The organism is Arthrobacter sulfonylureivorans (assembly GCF_047607445.1).
GTDB classification, from domain to species: Bacteria; Actinomycetota; Actinomycetes; order Actinomycetales; family Micrococcaceae; genus Crystallibacter; species Crystallibacter sulfonylureivorans_A.
In genome coordinates, this window is sequence record NZ_JBLKRT010000008.1 from 109,160 (window position 1) to 124,035 (window position 14,876).

16 protein-coding genes are annotated in these 14,876 nt (G+C 66.7%); 8 read left to right on the forward strand and 8 right to left on the reverse strand.

Features of this window, described 5'->3' with window-relative positions:
- Window positions 1–90 precede the first annotated feature (90 nt).
- Window positions 91–933, reverse strand: a complete 843-nt coding sequence (locus ACMX2H_RS05870; RefSeq protein ID WP_414959578.1) for a cache domain-containing protein — start codon at window positions 931–933, stop codon at window positions 91–93.
- Window positions 930–1,715 carry a GntR family transcriptional regulator gene (locus ACMX2H_RS05875; RefSeq protein ID WP_414959579.1) on the reverse strand — a complete coding sequence of 262 codons (786 nt, stop codon included), beginning with the start codon at window positions 1,713–1,715 and terminating at the stop codon, window positions 930–932. The genes ACMX2H_RS05870 and ACMX2H_RS05875 overlap by 4 nt, the downstream gene beginning before the upstream one ends.
- 183 nt (window positions 1,716–1,898) lie before the next feature.
- Here ACMX2H_RS05875 and ACMX2H_RS05880 point away from each other — a divergent pair, with 183 nt between their 5' ends.
- The 4 genes from ACMX2H_RS05880 to ACMX2H_RS05895 all read left to right on the forward strand — a co-directional run bounded on the left by ACMX2H_RS05880 (window position 1,899) and on the right by ACMX2H_RS05895 (window position 6,180).
- Complete coding sequence (locus ACMX2H_RS05880) at window positions 1,899–2,966, forward strand: ABC transporter ATP-binding protein (protein ID WP_414959581.1); 1,068 nt, start codon at window positions 1,899–1,901, stop codon at window positions 2,964–2,966.
- Between the two features lie 47 nt (window positions 2,967–3,013).
- The gene (locus ACMX2H_RS05885) at window positions 3,014–4,210 is read left to right on the forward strand and encodes an ABC transporter substrate-binding protein (protein ID WP_414959583.1); all 1,197 of its coding nucleotides are present in this window, start codon (window positions 3,014–3,016) and stop codon (window positions 4,208–4,210) included.
- Between the two features lie 226 nt (window positions 4,211–4,436).
- Complete coding sequence (locus ACMX2H_RS05890; RefSeq protein ID WP_414959585.1) at window positions 4,437–5,366, forward strand: ABC transporter permease; 930 nt, start codon at window positions 4,437–4,439, stop codon at window positions 5,364–5,366.
- A gap of 10 nt (window positions 5,367–5,376) precedes the next feature.
- Complete coding sequence (locus ACMX2H_RS05895; RefSeq protein WP_414959587.1) at window positions 5,377–6,180, forward strand: ABC transporter permease; 804 nt, start codon at window positions 5,377–5,379, stop codon at window positions 6,178–6,180.
- Between the two features lie 226 nt (window positions 6,181–6,406).
- Here ACMX2H_RS05895 and ACMX2H_RS05900 read toward each other — a convergent pair whose 3' ends face one another.
- On the reverse strand, window positions 6,407–7,474 hold the full coding sequence (locus ACMX2H_RS05900; RefSeq protein ID WP_414959589.1) for an enoyl-CoA hydratase/isomerase family protein: 1,068 nt from the start codon (window positions 7,472–7,474) through the stop codon (window positions 6,407–6,409).
- Window positions 7,475–7,712: 238 nt separating this feature from the next.
- Between ACMX2H_RS05900 and ACMX2H_RS05905 the strand changes: the two genes are divergently transcribed.
- Together ACMX2H_RS05905 and ACMX2H_RS05910 are read left to right on the forward strand one after the other, a co-directional pair.
- Window positions 7,713–7,889, forward strand: a complete 177-nt coding sequence (locus tag ACMX2H_RS05905) for a DUF1059 domain-containing protein (RefSeq protein WP_414959590.1) — start codon at window positions 7,713–7,715, stop codon at window positions 7,887–7,889.
- 29 nt (window positions 7,890–7,918) lie between these two features.
- Entirely contained in the window at window positions 7,919–9,058 is a 1,140-nt protein-coding gene (locus tag ACMX2H_RS05910; RefSeq protein ID WP_414959592.1) for an EAL domain-containing protein, read from the forward strand.
- Here ACMX2H_RS05910 and ACMX2H_RS05915 read toward each other — a convergent pair.
- The 4 genes from ACMX2H_RS05915 to ACMX2H_RS05930 form a co-directional block, all read right to left on the reverse strand.
- Window positions 9,055–10,884, reverse strand: a complete 1,830-nt coding sequence (locus ACMX2H_RS05915; RefSeq protein ID WP_414959594.1) for a DUF4389 domain-containing protein — start codon at window positions 10,882–10,884, stop codon at window positions 9,055–9,057. The genes ACMX2H_RS05910 and ACMX2H_RS05915 overlap by 4 nt on opposite strands.
- Before the next feature lie 45 nt (window positions 10,885–10,929).
- Window positions 10,930–11,460: a flavodoxin domain-containing protein gene (locus ACMX2H_RS05920; RefSeq protein ID WP_414959596.1), complete on the reverse strand. Its 531-nt coding sequence runs from the start codon at window positions 11,458–11,460 to the stop codon at window positions 10,930–10,932.
- A 26-nt stretch (window positions 11,461–11,486) separates the two neighbouring features.
- Window positions 11,487–12,077 carry a flavodoxin domain-containing protein gene (locus ACMX2H_RS05925; RefSeq protein WP_414959598.1) on the reverse strand — a complete coding sequence of 197 codons (591 nt, stop codon included), beginning with the start codon at window positions 12,075–12,077 and terminating at the stop codon, window positions 11,487–11,489.
- A 101-nt stretch (window positions 12,078–12,178) separates the two neighbouring features.
- Window positions 12,179–12,616, reverse strand: a complete 438-nt coding sequence (locus tag ACMX2H_RS05930) for a glutaredoxin family protein (RefSeq protein ID WP_414959600.1) — start codon at window positions 12,614–12,616, stop codon at window positions 12,179–12,181.
- A 266-nt stretch (window positions 12,617–12,882) separates the two neighbouring features.
- Here ACMX2H_RS05930 and ACMX2H_RS05935 point away from each other — a divergent pair, with 266 nt between their 5' ends.
- Window positions 12,883–13,650, forward strand: a complete 768-nt coding sequence (locus ACMX2H_RS05935; RefSeq protein WP_414959602.1) for a SurA N-terminal domain-containing protein — start codon at window positions 12,883–12,885, stop codon at window positions 13,648–13,650.
- 98 nt (window positions 13,651–13,748) lie between these two features.
- Window positions 13,749–14,162 carry a DUF1003 domain-containing protein gene (locus tag ACMX2H_RS05940; protein ID WP_414959603.1) on the forward strand — a complete coding sequence of 138 codons (414 nt, stop codon included), beginning with the start codon at window positions 13,749–13,751 and terminating at the stop codon, window positions 14,160–14,162.
- A 69-nt stretch (window positions 14,163–14,231) separates the two neighbouring features.
- Here the strand turns inward: ACMX2H_RS05940 and ACMX2H_RS05945 are convergent, their stop codons facing one another.
- Window positions 14,232–14,792, reverse strand: coding sequence for a GNAT family N-acetyltransferase (locus ACMX2H_RS05945; protein WP_414959605.1), 561 nt, complete (start codon window positions 14,790–14,792; stop codon window positions 14,232–14,234).
- Window positions 14,793–14,876 lie beyond the last annotated feature (84 nt).

Sequence of the window (14,876 nt, forward strand, 5' to 3'; positions counted from 1 at the left end):
TCCTGTACGCACAGCTACCCGAAGGCGGCTTGCGGAACGCCTTCGGGATGGCAGTTCGGGGCTACGCCTTCGGGATTGGGCGGTCGGGCATTAGCCCTCCGGGTAGACAACCGCCAGCGGAAGCCGTCCGCACTCCAGAACCGTGAGCTTGAAACCCGGGTAGTGCTCACCGCGGGGCAGGACGGTCCTCGGCGCAGCGGGCAGGTATGCAACCGCCTCGAAGTCACTGGACGATTCCGCCGCGGCCAGGGCCTGCGCGGCAATCCCACCCTGCTGGTCCGCCAGAGCCTGCACCGCCCCCGGCGCCAGCAGCGTGCCGGCAGCCAGTTGCGCGTCGGCGGAGACCACCACCCGGCCCACGTGGTTGACCAGGCTTGCAGCCGGGTGCAGTTTCTTCAACGCCGGCAGCAACAGCGGCTCCAGTGATTCAACAAAGACGTCCGCGCCGGCCACGCCAACTCTGCGCCCGCCGGCAGCCACCGGGACCGTCATGGTCATGGTGTATTCGTCGGTGCAGAGGAAGTCCACATAGGGTCCGGTCACATGCGGCCGGCCGGTTGCCATCGGCCTGGTGAACCATTCTCGTCGCATGTAGGCATCCGAGGCTGAAGCGAGCGCGGGCAGCACTAGCCGCTCCATGGTCTCGCCCTGCCACCACGCCATGTGCCACGCCGCGTCGGCCACCACTTGGTCGGCGGCCACAAAGCCGGCGCCCACCACGGGCCACTCGCCGCGTTTCACCAGGGCAGCGGCCAGCGGCTGCATGGTGGTGGTGACCTGTTTGCCACCCGGCGGCCGCGCCGGATCGGCGAAGAGCTCCGCCAGAACCGGTACCCAACTGGCCACTTCGGCCAGGATCTCTTCGAAGAATCCGGTGACGTCGGCCAGCGGTTCCGCGTGACGTTCTGCAGCCAGTTCGGCCGGTGAGCTCATCCCGTTCTCCTCTGATCGGTAGCGGGCGTGGGGTCGGCGGGCCGGTCGGTCAGCCGGGCATGTTCATCAATCAGTGCCGCGAGGCCGGTGTGGATCTGCGCTGTCACGGTTTCGCGGGCGGCCGCGGCATCAGCGGCTGCGAGCGCGTCGGCGATGCGTTCGCAGTACGCCACCATGGTGGCGTCGAACTCGTCGTCCTCATGCAGCAGCGACATCAGCGGGCCAAAGTCTTTGTAGAGCCGGACGAACTCGCGGGTCAGCCGCGCCGACTGGCTCAAGGCCGCCAGCTCCAGGAGGAACTCGCCGACCAAGGCGCCGCCCACTCCCGAGGGGTGCGTACCGTGCAGGATCCGCCGCAGCACCTCGGCGTCGTCGGGGTCGGCAAACTCCGCGGCCAGTTCGGCCGCAGTGGCGGCGATGGCCCGGTAGTGGATGGCCAAATCGCGCAGCTCCACCCGGCTCATGCGGCCCAGCCGGCCACGCACCAGCTCCGCGCGCCGGCCGGTGGGGACGGTGACGAAAGTTCCGCCGTCGCGGCCTCGCCGGGTGGCCACCAGCCCCCGGGAACGCAGCCCCACCAGAGCCTCCCGGGCGGTCACGGTCGCCACGCCCATCGACGAAGCCAGCTCGGCCTCGCTCGGAAGCCGGTCGCCGTCGGCCAGCACGCCGGCGGCAATGCCCTCCACAATCCGGTCCTCCACGCGCTGCGCCTTGCCGCCCTCACCCAACGAGGCGAAGACCGCAGCGAGCAGCCGCTGTCGTGGCGGGGAGTCCTTGGGCATGCGGTAGATCCTTCCAGACGGATCGGGCGCTGATTGGTACGACGCGGTCATGCGGAGCCGCTCCGAACATCCGTAACAAGAAATTTACACGATGTGACCCTCTTTACATTTAACATCTGCTTTCATAGGTTAACGCAGGACGAAGTAACCCGCACCACATCAGACTTGGGAAAGGATCCAGCCGTGCAAGCCACAGCCACCTCCGCAACCACCGCCCCGGACGGCACGGCGGCCACCGCTACTCCGGCCATCTCGCTGCGGCAGGTGGTGAAGACCTTCGGCGACTTCACCGCCGTTCAGGGCCTCGACCTGGACATCCAGCAGGGCGAATTCTTCTCCCTGTTGGGTCCCTCCGGGTCCGGCAAAACCACCGTGCTGCGGATGATCGCCGGCTTCGAGCTGCCCAGTTCGGGCCGGATCGACCTGGCCGGACGCGACGTCACCCGCAAGGCCCCGTTCGAACGCGACGTGAACACCGTGTTCCAGGACTACGCGCTCTTCCCGCACCTCAGCGTGGCGCAGAACGTGGAGTACGGGCTCAAGCTGCGCAAGACGCCGCGGACCGAGCGCCGCAAGCTGGTGGCCGAGGCCCTGGAGATGATTCGCCTGCCGCAGGTGGCCGACCGGCTTCCCTCTCAGCTCTCCGGCGGCCAGCGCCAGCGCGTGGCCCTGGCCCGCGCCCTGGTCCTGCGCCCGCAGGTGCTGTTGCTGGACGAACCGCTCGGCGCCCTGGACAAGCAGCTCCGTGAGCAGATGCAGGTGGAACTGAAACAGATCCAGCGCACCGTGGGCATCACGTTCGTCTTCGTCACGCACGACCAGGAAGAGGCGCTCACGCTCTCGGACCGGGTGGCCGTATTCAACGACGGCGTGGTGGAACAGGTTGGCACCCCGGAGGATCTGTACGAACGCCCGGGCAGCCGGTTTGTTGCGTCCTTCCTGGGCAACACCAACCTGGTGGAAGGCGCCCTCGCCAAGCAGCTCACCGGTTCCGAGGCCCTGCTGAGCATCCGGCCGGAACGGATCCACGTCCGGCAGCTGGACGAGCCGGTGGACTCCGACGGCCTGTCCACCGTGGAAGCGGTGATCGAGGAGATCATCTATACCGGTCCCGCAACCCGCTACGTGGCGCGCACCACCGGCGGGCAGACCCTGATTGTCCAGGAGCAGAACGATTCGAGGGCCTCCGGCGCCCAGCGCGGCGACCGGGTCCGGCTCCAGTGGTCCTCCCGCTTCAACTACACCGTCTAGACCTGCACCACTCATCAGCACTACGCACCTGAAGGAAAGGCAATCCCATGAAGATCACCAAGGCCCTGCCGCTCGCGGCGCTCGCCTCGCTCTCGCTGGTTCTGGCCGGCTGCGGCGGCTCCGCTCCCGCGTCCTCGGCCGGAGGCATCGAGGTTCCGGACATTCCCGCCGCCACCGAGGTGGGCGAGTCGGAAGGCGAAGTCAACATCATCGCCTGGGCCGGCTTCGTCGAGGACGGCTCCACCAATCCCGACGCCGACTGGGTCACCGAGTTCGAGAAAGAGACCCAGTGCAAGGTCAACCGCAAGGTCGGCGCCACCAGTGACGAGATGGTCCAGCTGATGCGCACCGGCGAATATGACCTGGTCTCCGCCTCGGGCGACGCCTCGCTGCGCCTGATTGCCGGCGGCGACGTGGCCCCGATCAACACCGATCTGATCCCCAACTTCGGCCACATTGTGGACGGACTGAAGGGCCAGATTTACGACACGCTGAACGGCAAGAGCTATGGTGTCCCCATCGGCCGCGGCGCCAACGTGCTGATGTACAACACCGAAGCCGTGCCCGAAGCACCGGACTCGTGGGCAGCCACCTGGGACCCGAGCAGCGAGTACGCCGGCAAGATCATGGCTTACGATTCGCCGATCTTCATTGCCGACGCCGCGGTGTACCTGATGGCCACCCAGCCGGACCTCGGCATCACCAACCCGTACGCGCTGGACCAGGACCAGTTGGCCGCAGCGGTCGAGCTGCTCAAGTCGCAGAACAAGATCGCCGGCGAGTACTGGAACGACGCGCTGAAGGCTGTCTCCTCGATCTCCTCCGGCACCGCGTCGCTGGGCACCGGCTGGCAGGTCATCGTGAACATCGCCCAGGCCGACGGCGGCAAGGTCGAGTCCGTGCTGCCGAAGGAAGGCGCCACGGGCTGGTCCGACACCTGGATGCTCTCGTCGAAGTCCAAGAACCCCAACTGCGCCTACCAGTGGATGGACTGGGCGTCCTCCGCCGAGGTGAATGCCAAGATCTCGCAGAACTTCGGCATGGCCCCGGCCAACGCGCTGGCCTGCGAGGGCTCCAAGGAGAACGAGGAGCACTGCGCCACCTACCACGCCACGGACGAGGACTACTACAAGCAGGTGTGGATGTGGACCACGCCGGTAGAGCAGTGCGTTGACGGCCGCACCGACGTCACCTGCACCAACTACCAAGAATGGACCAAGGCCTGGACCGAGGTCAAGGGCTAGCTAGCCCTCCCCCAGCAGCCCACCCAGAGGCAGGGGTGCGGCGCGCGGTGAGCACCGGCGTCGTACCCCTGCCGTGGAGGCACTTCCCCAGCACGACGCCGGTGCCCCGCCGGCCGTGTGCACCGCACCTTGATCAACACCGCACCTTGATCAGCGCACCTCAGCACCGCACCTGATGAATACCGCACCTGAAGGAGGATCGGCGGCCAGCCCGCCGGAAACCGCCATGGCAGCACCCACGATCGAACCGGAGGCCGAAGCCGGCACCGCCCCGGCGCCCGGCAGCACGCGCGGCGGACTGGGCGACAAGCTCTCCCGGCTGCTCTACGCCCGGCCCAAACTGCGGCTGACCGCGCTCCTGACCCTGCCGCTGGCTTGGCTGGGCGTGCTGTACATCGGATCCCTGATCCTGCTGTTCATCACCGCGTTCTGGACCACGGATACCTTCACCTCCAAGGTGATCCCGGCGTTCACGCTGGAAAACTTCATTGAGATCCTCACCGTGCGGGCCTATCAACTGACCGCGCTGCGGACCATCGGCATTGCGCTGGCCGTGACCGTGCTGTGCGCGGTGCTGGCGCTGCCGCTAGGTTTCTACATGGCCAAGGTGGCCTCGCCGCGGATGCGCGCCCTGCTGGCCATCGGCATCACGCTGCCGCTGTGGGCCGGGTACCTGGTGAAGGTGTTCTCCTGGCGCATCACGTTTATGAGCGGCGGCCCGCTGGACTGGCTGTTGGCGCCGCTTGGCATGACCGGGCCGGGCTACGGCACCGCGGCGCTGGTGATCACGCTGGCCTACCTGTGGTTCCCGTACATGGCGGTTCCGGTGTACTCGGCTTTCCGGCAGATCCCGGACAACCTGTTCGACGCGTCCTCGGATCTGGGCGCGAAGGCCTGGTCCACCGTGCGCACGGTGGCCATCCCGCTGCTGAAGCCGGCGTTCATCGCGGGCTCCATCTTTACCTTCTCGCTGAGCCTGGGCGACTACATTGCCGCGCAGTTCGTGGGCGGCAAGACGCAGGTGATCGGCACGGTGATCGCGTCCAACATCAACCTCAACCCGCCGCTGGCCGCCGCGTTCGGCACCGTGCCCATTGTGGTGGTTGTCCTGTATCTCTTCCTGGCCCGCAAGTCCGGCGCCCTCAAGCAGCTTTAGGAGCCGCGTGATGAGACTTTCCTCTTCCGCCAAGGTCACCCTGCGCGTTTTCGCCGGCCTAGTGATGGCCGCCATCTACCTGCCGTTGCTGCTGGTGATCCTCAATTCCTTCAACGCCACCACCTCCGGCGCCTTCCCAATCACCGAGTTCACCACCCGCTGGTGGGAGGCCGCCTTCCACAACGAGGGCGTGCGTGAGGCCCTCTGGACCTCGCTGCGGGTGGCCGCGGTAGCCACCGTGATCGCGCTGCTGCTGGGCAGCATGATCGCGTTTGCGCTCTCCCGCTACGACTTCTTCGGCAAGAACACCGTCAACCTGCTGGTGGTGCTGCCGATCGCGCTGCCCGGCATCGTCACCGGCGTCGCGCTGAACAACACCTTCAAGACCGTGCTGGAGCCGCTGGGCATCGGGCTGGGCCTGTTCTCGGTCATCGTGGGGCATGCGACGTTCTGCATCGTGATGGTGTTCAACAACGTGCAGGCCCGGCTGGGCCGGATGAACAAGGGCCTGGAAGAGGCGGCCATGGACATGGGCGCCAACGTGATCAAGACCTTCTTCCACGTCACGTTCCCGGGTTTCCGCTCCGCTTTCGTGGCCGGCGGCCTGCTGGCCTTCGCGCTCAGTTTCGACGAGATTGTGGTGACCACGTTTACCGCCCCGCCCGGCACCGAGACGCTGCCGATCTGGATCTTCAACAACATGGCCCGGCCCAACCAGGCGCCGGTGGTCAACGTGATCGCCGCCGTGCTGATCATCGTGTCGATGATTCCGGTGTATCTGAGCCAGCGGATGACCGGCGACGACAAGAAGTAGGTACGGAGGCGGCCGGCCCTTTGCCGGCCGCCTCCGGCTTGGTTGTGCCGTCGGCGCGGACAGTGGGCGCCACATTGGTGGCTGGAGAGCCAGCATTCCTCACGCTTGATTGGCGGTGCACCTGTGTTCCCGGCCATGGAAGCGGCCCAGCACCAGTTTCACTAACCAGCCGGAAGCCAATGTGGCGCATCCTGTACGGACGACTGCGGCCCGCGCAGTCGTCGTTTCAGTTTCCGGCGGCCGGCTCTGCTTGCACTGATCCGGCCAGTCCCAGTTCATCCTCGCCGAGATCGGCGAAGTAGGACTCAACGGTGGCGCGGTCCACCTCGGCCAGCGTGGCGGGCTTCCAGGTGGGGTTGCGGTCCTTGTCGATGACCTGGGCCCGGACGCCTTCGGCGAAGTCCGGGGCGCTGACCAGCCGGACCCCCAGCCGGTAGTCCTGGTCCAGGACCTCCTCCAGTGTCTGCATCGAGCCGGCGCGGCGCAGTGCCTCAAGCGTGAGCTTGACCGCCGTGGGCGATTTCGCGGCGATCTCCTCGGCGGCGGCCTGGGCGGCCGGCTCCGGCGAGTTTCGGAGCGCGGCGAGGATCTGCTCCGCGTCGTCGTGCGCGTAGCACTCGTCGATCCAGCCGCGTTCCTTCATCAGGTCCGACGCCGGCACGTCCGTGTGGGAGAAAGCCGCCAAGGCTTCCTGCGCCGGGACCTCGGCGAGCGCGGCGGCCAAGGCGGGAAGCTCGGCGCTGTCCACAAAGTAGTCGGCCAGGCCCAGGGCGATGGCATCGGCCCCGGTGCCGGTGCCGGCGGTGAGGGCCAAATGGGTGCCCAGCTCCCCCGGTGCCCTGGAGTACAAGAAGCAGCCGCCGACGTCGGGAATGAAGCCGATGCGGGTCTCCGGCATGCCGACCTTGGTCCGCTCGGTCACTACCCGGTGCGAGGCGTGCGCGGAGATGCCGATGCCGCCGCCGAGCACCACCCCGTCCATGAAGGCCACAATCGGCTTGGGGTACCGGGAGATCAACGAATTCATCCGGTACTCGTCTTCCCAGAAGATTTCGTCGCCGCCGTCCTTCATGTGCCGGTAGATGGCCACGATGTCCCCGCCGGCGCACAGCCCCCGTTCGCCGGCGCCGGAGATCAGGACGGTCTCCACGGCGTCATCCTCCGCCCACTCGCGCAGCGCTGCGGTGGCCGCGGTGATCATCGAGTCATTCAGGGCGTTGATGGCCTTTGGCCGGTTCAGCACAATGTGCCCCAGACGGCCGGTACGTTGCAGCAGAATCTCTTGAGTACTCATCGCAGCACAGCCTACCCCGGCGTGGCCGGCCCGGCAGAGCTGGCACCAAGAACGGACCGGCGACGTCTGGGCGGTCCGGGTTCGGGGCAGTGGCCGCATGGGTTGGTCGAATCCGGTCGGATGAACAGCTAACTTATGGTCGCTTGGCGCCGACTGTGGAAGACATCGAGTCGAGACTCGACGCCAGCTGAAGGCACGTGATGCCAAGGCTGTCGTTTGCCACTGATAGGGAGTATTTGTGAAAGCGTTTGCTTGTGGAGATGTTGTTCCTGGTTGCGAGGCCCGTTGGGTGTGCAGCTCCGAGGACGAGATCCTGGTGAACGTCGCTTCCCACGCCCGGGAAGACCACGGACTCGCCCAGGTCACCGATGAACTTGAACAGGCGGTACGTGGGGCCATCGTGTCGGTCGGCTGAACTGGCCTCCGCTACCCATGTCTTTGGGGATGGCACCAGACCGCTCTATGTGGACAAGCCTGCTAGATCAGGCATGCCGCGGCGAGGGCCTGGGCGTCGCGTACCAGCCCATCGTGGACACCGTCCGCGGCACCGTCGTCGGCTACGAAGCCTTAGCCCGGTTTCCGGGATTCGATGAGAAAAGCCCCGACGTGTGGTTCTCGACCGCGCGAGCGGCGGACCGCGCCGCGGACTTGGAGGCTGCCGCCCTCCGGCTGGCCCTTGGATCGCGGAAGAGGCTTCCGGCCAATTGCTTCCTGACCGTCAATGTCTCGCCGGACCTGCTCGCCGGTGATGTCATACGCCAAATCTGGCGTGAGCAGGGGGACCTTTCCGGCCTCGTCATTGAACTCACCGAGCAAATACCGATTGATTCTTACGGGCACCTTGAGCCGGATCTGGAGCAGTTGCGGGCGGCCGGTGCCCTGATAGCGGTGGACGACGCCGGCGCCGGCTATGCGGGACTCCGGCACCTCATCTCTCTTCGCCCGTCAATCATCAAGATTGACCGGGACCTGATCCGCGACGTTGACCGTGATGAAGCCAAGCGGGCTTTGATCGACATGCTTGGCACATTCGCCAATCGTGTGGATGCCTGGATCCTCGCCGAGGGAATCGAAACCGCAGAGGAACTGGACACGGTCGCGGCCCTTGGAGTCCCGCTGGTTCAGGGCTACTATTTGGCCAAACCCTCCGCTCCGTGGGCACCGATCCCCCTGGAAACCGCGCATCGTCTGGCCGCCCGGGACAGGACAGATCAGGGGCACGCTGTGCGCCATCTTGTCGAGCCGGCGTTCACGGCGTCCACGGTTGAAGCCGCAGCAGATGCCTTCGCCGTGGATGCGCGGCTTCAGTTTGTTGTAGTCCTAACCGACGACCGTCGACCGATCAGCGTCCTCACCCCATTCTCGGCGGCCCGCGGCGAGACGTCCCGCGGGCTTCGCCTGAACCTGGACACTCCCATCCCCGCCGCGCTTGCCCGCGCCATGACCCGCGCGCAGGAGCACCGGTTCGAGCCGATGGCCGTGACGGACAATGCCGGCCGGTTTGCGGGCATCGTCCGCATGGAGCGCCTGATTACGGCGCTGGCCGGGAGCGGGGCCTCAGCGATCTCCTCAGCGTCCTCCTAGGGGGCGGGCCTCGGTCCGCCGGGTTCTGCTCCCGGTCCGCCGGTATCGGGGCCCGGCCCGGCAGGCCCCGGCCCCGGTGCTCCTGGCGCTGTCCCCGGACCACCGGCATACGGCCCCGGCGCTCCTGGCGCTGTCCCCGGACCACCGGCATACGGCCCCGGCGCTCCCGGCGCTGCTCCCGGGTCACCGGGATACGGCCCCGGCGCTCCCGGCGCTGTCCCCGGGCCACCAGGATACGGCCCCGGCGCTCCAGGCCCGACGCCCGGCCCCGGGCTCCAGGTTCCCGTTGCCGTCCCGGGCGCTCCGGGCATTCCCGACCCCTCAGGCGGTGCTCCAGCCGGAGGTTCGTCGGCGCCCTGGTCCAGGCGGAACGGCGGATACTCATCGCGCATCAGCAGCACGTAAGCGGCCAGCCGATAGGTCCAGCGGTTGATCCCCATGATGAAGGCAAACAAGTCATAGCGGTAGCGCGCGGTGAACAGCAGGATCACGGCTGTGATCAGAATGAGCAGTCCCAGCAGGGACCAGCCCCAGGAGGACACCGAGACATCGTCGCCCCAGCCCCGGCTCCAGACGAGTCCGCTGCCACTGGTAAAGATGCCGACAATCAGCAGGTGCGGGATCGCCAGCAGCCACCATTTCACCAGCACGAGCCCGTGGGAGAGACGCTGCGGATAAGCAACGTCCAGATCGGCGGGGTAATCGGCGGCAGCCAGCGTGAACGGCGGGTACCGGTCGGTGCCCAGCGCCGAGTACCCATAGAAGCCCACCCGCCAGGACCAGCGCAGCACACCGACGTTGAAGCAGAACCAGGACCGCGGGTAGCGGCCGGTGAACAGGATGACGATTCCGGCAGCGATGGTGCTGATCAGCAGGGCGAACCAGAGCAGCGCCAAGATGATGTAGTGCGGGATTGCCAGCAACCACTTGACCAGCCACAGCCCCCGCGAGAGTCGGCTGTCCAAGTAGCCTGCAAGCCGGACGGGATACACCGTCGTCGGGGTCCTCTCCCAGCCCGCGTTTCCGGCCAGGGCGGCGCCTGGGCCTTCGCCGGGGCGGGGGCGGGCGGGGTCGATATTCCGGCCCAGCCCCGCGGATCCGAGCAGCAGCAGTGGAATTCCGATGACCAGCGCGATGATGCCGGGGATCAGCAACCCGCTCCCGATCGGCCCCAGCAAGTCGGAGCGCGCCCCGGCCTGCAGATCCACCCAGACCGGACGGCTGGCATCGGCGTTCATGACCACCAGCGACCACTGTCCCGGCTGCACTTTCCAAGCAATTGTTTGGGACCCGGGGCCCGAGGCGGATTCGCTCCAGAAATCCTGCTCCGCCGGTGCGGCCGGCGCGCGGTTGCCCGGCGTCGTCCGGTCGTGAACATTCCGCCAAGACATGGGCCCGTCTCCGGCTTGGGACCAAGCAGCGCCACGCAGCGGGGTCACCGGTACGTCCTGCAGATAGGTCTGGACGTCCGAGGCCTTGGCGATGCCGAGGAACACCTCCTGATCCGGGACCGCGGCCTCGGCGCGCACCTGCACGCTGGCAAGGTCTCCGACCGGCGGCATCCCTTCGGTCCAGGGGTCGACCACCACGGACGGGCTGGTCAGCGCGTAGCCGGTGCTCTGATATCTCTCAGTGCCGCCGGTCAGGTAGCCGCCGCCGCTTTGCGCGGCAGAGGCGCCCAACACGATGGATCCGGCGATGGTCATCCCGATCCCGAGCATGCTCAGCAGCACGCCAAGAATCAGCAGGACCCAGTTGCCGGGCTTCATCCGGGCCGGCGGAGGGCCGGGAGGGGGTGCGTACGATGGGGCTGGTTGGGCGGTCATGGCGATCCTTTCGCACCGCGCCAATACCGTGGTCGGCGCGGCCGCCTAGGTCTGGATGGATAAAATCTTGGCGGCCAGATCGGCTCCCCACTGACGCGCCCGGGCCTCCTCCTCCGGCATCAATTGGTTCGTAGAGGTGACCAGGAAACTCTCCGGTTCGGCCAACAGCTCGAATCCGTGACGGCGCAGGGCCCTGGCAATGGTGTGGCTGGCCCGCCCGGTGAACAGCGCGGGACCTTTGATCCGGGTATCGAACGCGGCTCCCTTGCCCGTGCTCTTTCCCAGCGACGCCAACCAGTCCCGCACCGCTGGTCCCTGGGCGGCCGGGTCCAACTCCAACTCATTCTTCGAAGCGTCCGTCGCGGCTGCCTTGCGGGTAGAGTCCCGGCTGAGACCGTGCACGTGGGTGGGGGCACCTACCACCAGGACGTCCTCGGGACGAATCCCCCGATCACGTGCAGCTTCGACGGAGAAAACTTCTGCTGGGCAATGCGCCTCGGTCAGGCCGCGGCCGATGGCTCCCGCAATCTGGTGCGTATTGCCGTACATGGATTCGTAAACCACTACTACTGCCATGCCATGCTCCTTCTGCCCGTATCCCTTTACGCTCCACCGGACGTCTGGAGACTGGCGGAGCGAAGGTCATGCGCGACTTCCCGTGCCCAGTCCTCGATCCGGTCCCAATCGCGAAAGTCTCCAAAACGCGCACCTACCACGCGGAACAGGACGGCCGTCCAGCGCGAAAAATCCTCCTGCCGCGCCACCCCGGAGAACAAGCCGTGCCCGCGCGGACGCACCAGATCCCGCAATGCCCCGGCCAAGCGCCGGTCCTGCGCCGTGCGGGCCGAGGTGCGGACCGGACGCGGCAAACTGGCGGACATCCCCACGCTGAAGAGCCATACCGGACGGGCCTGCAGTTCGTTGACATGCTGTTGGACGAATGCCATGGCCTCCGGCAGCCAGGCCTGTTGGTGAATGGCGCTGCCCAGCACCGCTGCGTCGTAGCCCTCGATGCCGCCCAGTTGGCGGACCGGAAGAACGTCCACTGCCAGACCGTTTTGTTCCAGCACGCCAGCAATTCGTTGCGCGATTTCCACGGTAGATCCGTGGGCGCTGGCATGACCGACCAAGACCCGCACTGCGGCACCACCCCCTTGGCGTGCTCCCCAACCCGTCGGATGGCTGGCCCCCACGGCCCCGTACGGCTGCAGGCACCATGGTACTCAGCCGCCCGGTACGTGGATAGGGCTGTGGCAGCACCGGATGTGGTGCCACTGGCTGACGACGGCGGTGCTTACCTTTCGGCCAGCGCCCGGCTGACAATCCCGGGTTCCGGATTGGTCAGCACCTCGCCGCCCAGCAGCACGGTGGGGACGGTTTCGTTCCCGTCGTTGTGTTCGCGTACGAACGCAGCCCCGTCCGGGTCCCGCCAAATATTTACCCAGCGGGCGCGGCGGCCGCTGCGGCCCAAAGATGCCTTCAGCCGCAGGCAGTAGACGCAGCCGGGCCGCCAGAAGATCACCACAACGCCGGCGTCGTTCTTGTCTTTGATCGACGCCCACGGCTCCTGCCGGCCGCCGAAGAGCGGGCTGACCACCCACGCGGCGGCCAGCAGCAGGGCGGCAAAAACGATGCCGGCCAGCCAGTCCCCGTCCCGCCCGGACGAGACCAGCAGTGCCACCGCAGCAGCAGCAAGAGCAACTGCCCCAAACCAGCGCTCAAAGCGTTTCATGGCCACAGACTACCCGGCTGCGGAAACCACTCTTTCCAACGCGCCGGGCGCAATTCGGCGCGGCGCAGGGAAACGTTGCGCTCGGAGTTCCGGTGGCGTTCCGCTCGGGGGCGTGAGGACGTCGCGCTCGCGGTTCCGGAGACGTTCCGTTCGGGGTGCGGGAGACGTTCCACGCGCGGCGCCAAGGTTTCTCCCAGCTTTTGCCATGCCGGCGCCCATCTGCGCCCACTAACGTCGCACACTGGCCACCGAGATGGGAGATCAGTGTGACTAAAAAATGGTTGTTGAGCCTGGCTGTTGCCGGCTCCATCGCCGTCCTCACCGCATGCGGCGGAACGCCCGATGAAGGCGGTGCCAGTCCGGCCGCGTCGGCCGAAGCCAGCGCCGGCGCCGAGGGACAGACACAGATGCCGGAACCGGACCTGAAGGACATCCCGGATGTAGTAGCCGAGGTCAACGGAACCAAGATCACCAAGGACAAATTCACTGCCGCCTACGAGGGCCAGTTCCAGCAGATGGCCATGCAATCGCAGATGACCGGGCAGGAAGTGGATCAGGCTGCGCTGAAGAAGCAGACCGCCGAAGCCATGGTCGGCACGCAGCTGTTGATCCAGGAAGCGGACCACCGCGGCATCAAGGCAGCGCAGAAGGATGTGGACGCCGAGCTGGAGAAGATGGCCAAGTCCAACGACTTCAAGACCGTCGACGAACTCATGGCCGCGATCAAGAAGCAGGGCATGGACGAGAACGAGGTCAATGCCGAAATGCAGACGCAGGTCAAGGTGAACAAACTCATTGCGGAGGAAACCGGCGACACCAAGCCCTCCGAAAAAGAGCTGAAGGCCGCCTACGATCAGGCGAAGCAGCAGCAGGAGGCGCTGGGCGAACAGTCCGGCCAGAAGGCCGAGGTCCCCTCCATGGAGGAAATGCGGCCTAACCTGGAGCAGCAGGTGAAGGCGCAAAAGGAAACCGAAGCCACCCAGGCGCTGGTTACCGACCTGCGGAAGAAGGCGGACGTCAAGATCCACGTCTAATTCCTCCCCCAACCACAAGCGTTCGACGCCGGTGCCCGCCTCAGGTGGGCACCGGCGTCGTCGTCTCAGCGCCGCAGGTGCGGTGTCTAGACTGAGGCATGTTTGCAGAGAAGAAGAACTGGCACGCCAGCCACAAGCGGTCGCTCACGCGGGGCGAGCGGGCCGCTGATGTGCTGCGCAACGGTATGGGCAGCTGGCGGTTTGTCGCGGGGTTCATCGCCTTCATGCTCGTCTGGGCGCTGATTAATCTCTGGGTCCGGAATCCCTGGGACGCCTACCCGTTCATCTTGCTGAACCTGTTCCTGTCCATGCTGGCCGGATTGCAGGGGGCCATTCTGCTGATCGCCGCCAAGCGGCAGGATGCGATCGCCGCAGCGATGGCCGAGCACGATTTTGAGACGGACACGGAAGCCAAGAGTGGGATTGAACAGCTGCTGGCGATCAACCGGGAACAGCTGGAGCTGATCCGCCGGCTCCAGGATCAGGTCGCCGGACGCAGCGAGCAGCGGTAGCGCGCGAACAGGACTTGGCGCATTGCAGTTTAGCCGTAGTTGGCACCGGTGGTGCGGGCGTGGCTGCCGTCAGGCTGGTGGCCGGATCGCCGCGTAGAGCAGCATGTCCCGGCGTTCCCCACCGATGGCTTGGTAGCTGCGCAGCAGGCCTTCGCGGCTGAAGCCGGCCGCTTCGGCGGTGCGGAACGACGCTGTGTTCCATGGCTCGATGTAGAGCTCCAGCCGGTGCAGTTCAGGAATGGTCCAGGCGAACGCCGCCAGCGCGGCCAGCGCGTCGGCCGCGCGGCCCTGTCCGCGGTGCGCCGGCGCCATCAGGTAGCCGGCAGTGGCCCGGCCTTCCGGCAGATAGGTCAGCCAAAGCCCGATTTGGCCCAGCGCGCAATCCGTCTGCGCATCCGCCACCGCGAACGAGTACCCAGCGCCGGAGGTGAACCGCCCGTTCTGGCGCAGGATCCACTCCACCGCATCGTCCTGGGGACACGGCGACGGGATGGAACTGATCAGCGGGATGTACGGATCCTCGGCCAATTCGGTGGCCAGATGTGCGTCCTCGCTGCGGAACTGGCGCAACACCACTCCGCCATGTGCCGGCGGTACCTCCGGCCAAGCGAGCGGCAGACGTGCATCCATGAGTTCGATTCTGCCAGTTGCCGCCGGCTTGGCCAGCGGTGCCGACTCCAGCGGCGGGGGGGGGGGGGGGGGGGGGGGGGGGGG

What these genes read in the sequence shown, in the direction of transcription:
- ACMX2H_RS05870 (WP_414959578.1), bottom strand. Translation starts at nt 933, where the DNA reads ATGAGCTCACCGGCCGAACTGGCTGCAGAACGTCACGCGGAACCGCTG.
- ACMX2H_RS05875 (WP_414959579.1), bottom strand. Translation starts at nt 1,715, where the DNA reads ATGCCCAAGGACTCCCCGCCACGACAGCGGCTGCTCGCTGCGGTCTTC.
- ACMX2H_RS05885 (WP_414959583.1), top strand. Translation starts at nt 3,014, where the DNA reads ATGAAGATCACCAAGGCCCTGCCGCTCGCGGCGCTCGCCTCGCTCTCG.
- ACMX2H_RS05890 (WP_414959585.1), top strand. Translation starts at nt 4,437, where the DNA reads ATGGCAGCACCCACGATCGAACCGGAGGCCGAAGCCGGCACCGCCCCG.
- ACMX2H_RS05895 (WP_414959587.1), top strand. Translation starts at nt 5,377, where the DNA reads ATGAGACTTTCCTCTTCCGCCAAGGTCACCCTGCGCGTTTTCGCCGGC.
- ACMX2H_RS05900 (WP_414959589.1), bottom strand. Translation starts at nt 7,474, where the DNA reads ATGAGTACTCAAGAGATTCTGCTGCAACGTACCGGCCGTCTGGGGCAC.
- ACMX2H_RS05910 (WP_414959592.1), top strand. Translation starts at nt 7,919, where the DNA reads ATGGCACCAGACCGCTCTATGTGGACAAGCCTGCTAGATCAGGCATGC.
- ACMX2H_RS05915 (WP_414959594.1), bottom strand. Translation starts at nt 10,884, where the DNA reads ATGACCGCCCAACCAGCCCCATCGTACGCACCCCCTCCCGGCCCTCCG.
- ACMX2H_RS05920 (WP_414959596.1), bottom strand. Translation starts at nt 11,460, where the DNA reads ATGGCAGTAGTAGTGGTTTACGAATCCATGTACGGCAATACGCACCAG.
- ACMX2H_RS05930 (WP_414959600.1), bottom strand. Translation starts at nt 12,616, where the DNA reads ATGAAACGCTTTGAGCGCTGGTTTGGGGCAGTTGCTCTTGCTGCTGCT.
- ACMX2H_RS05940 (WP_414959603.1), top strand. Translation starts at nt 13,749, where the DNA reads ATGTTTGCAGAGAAGAAGAACTGGCACGCCAGCCACAAGCGGTCGCTC.
- ACMX2H_RS05945 (WP_414959605.1), bottom strand. Translation starts at nt 14,792, where the DNA reads ATGGATGCACGTCTGCCGCTCGCTTGGCCGGAGGTACCGCCGGCACAT.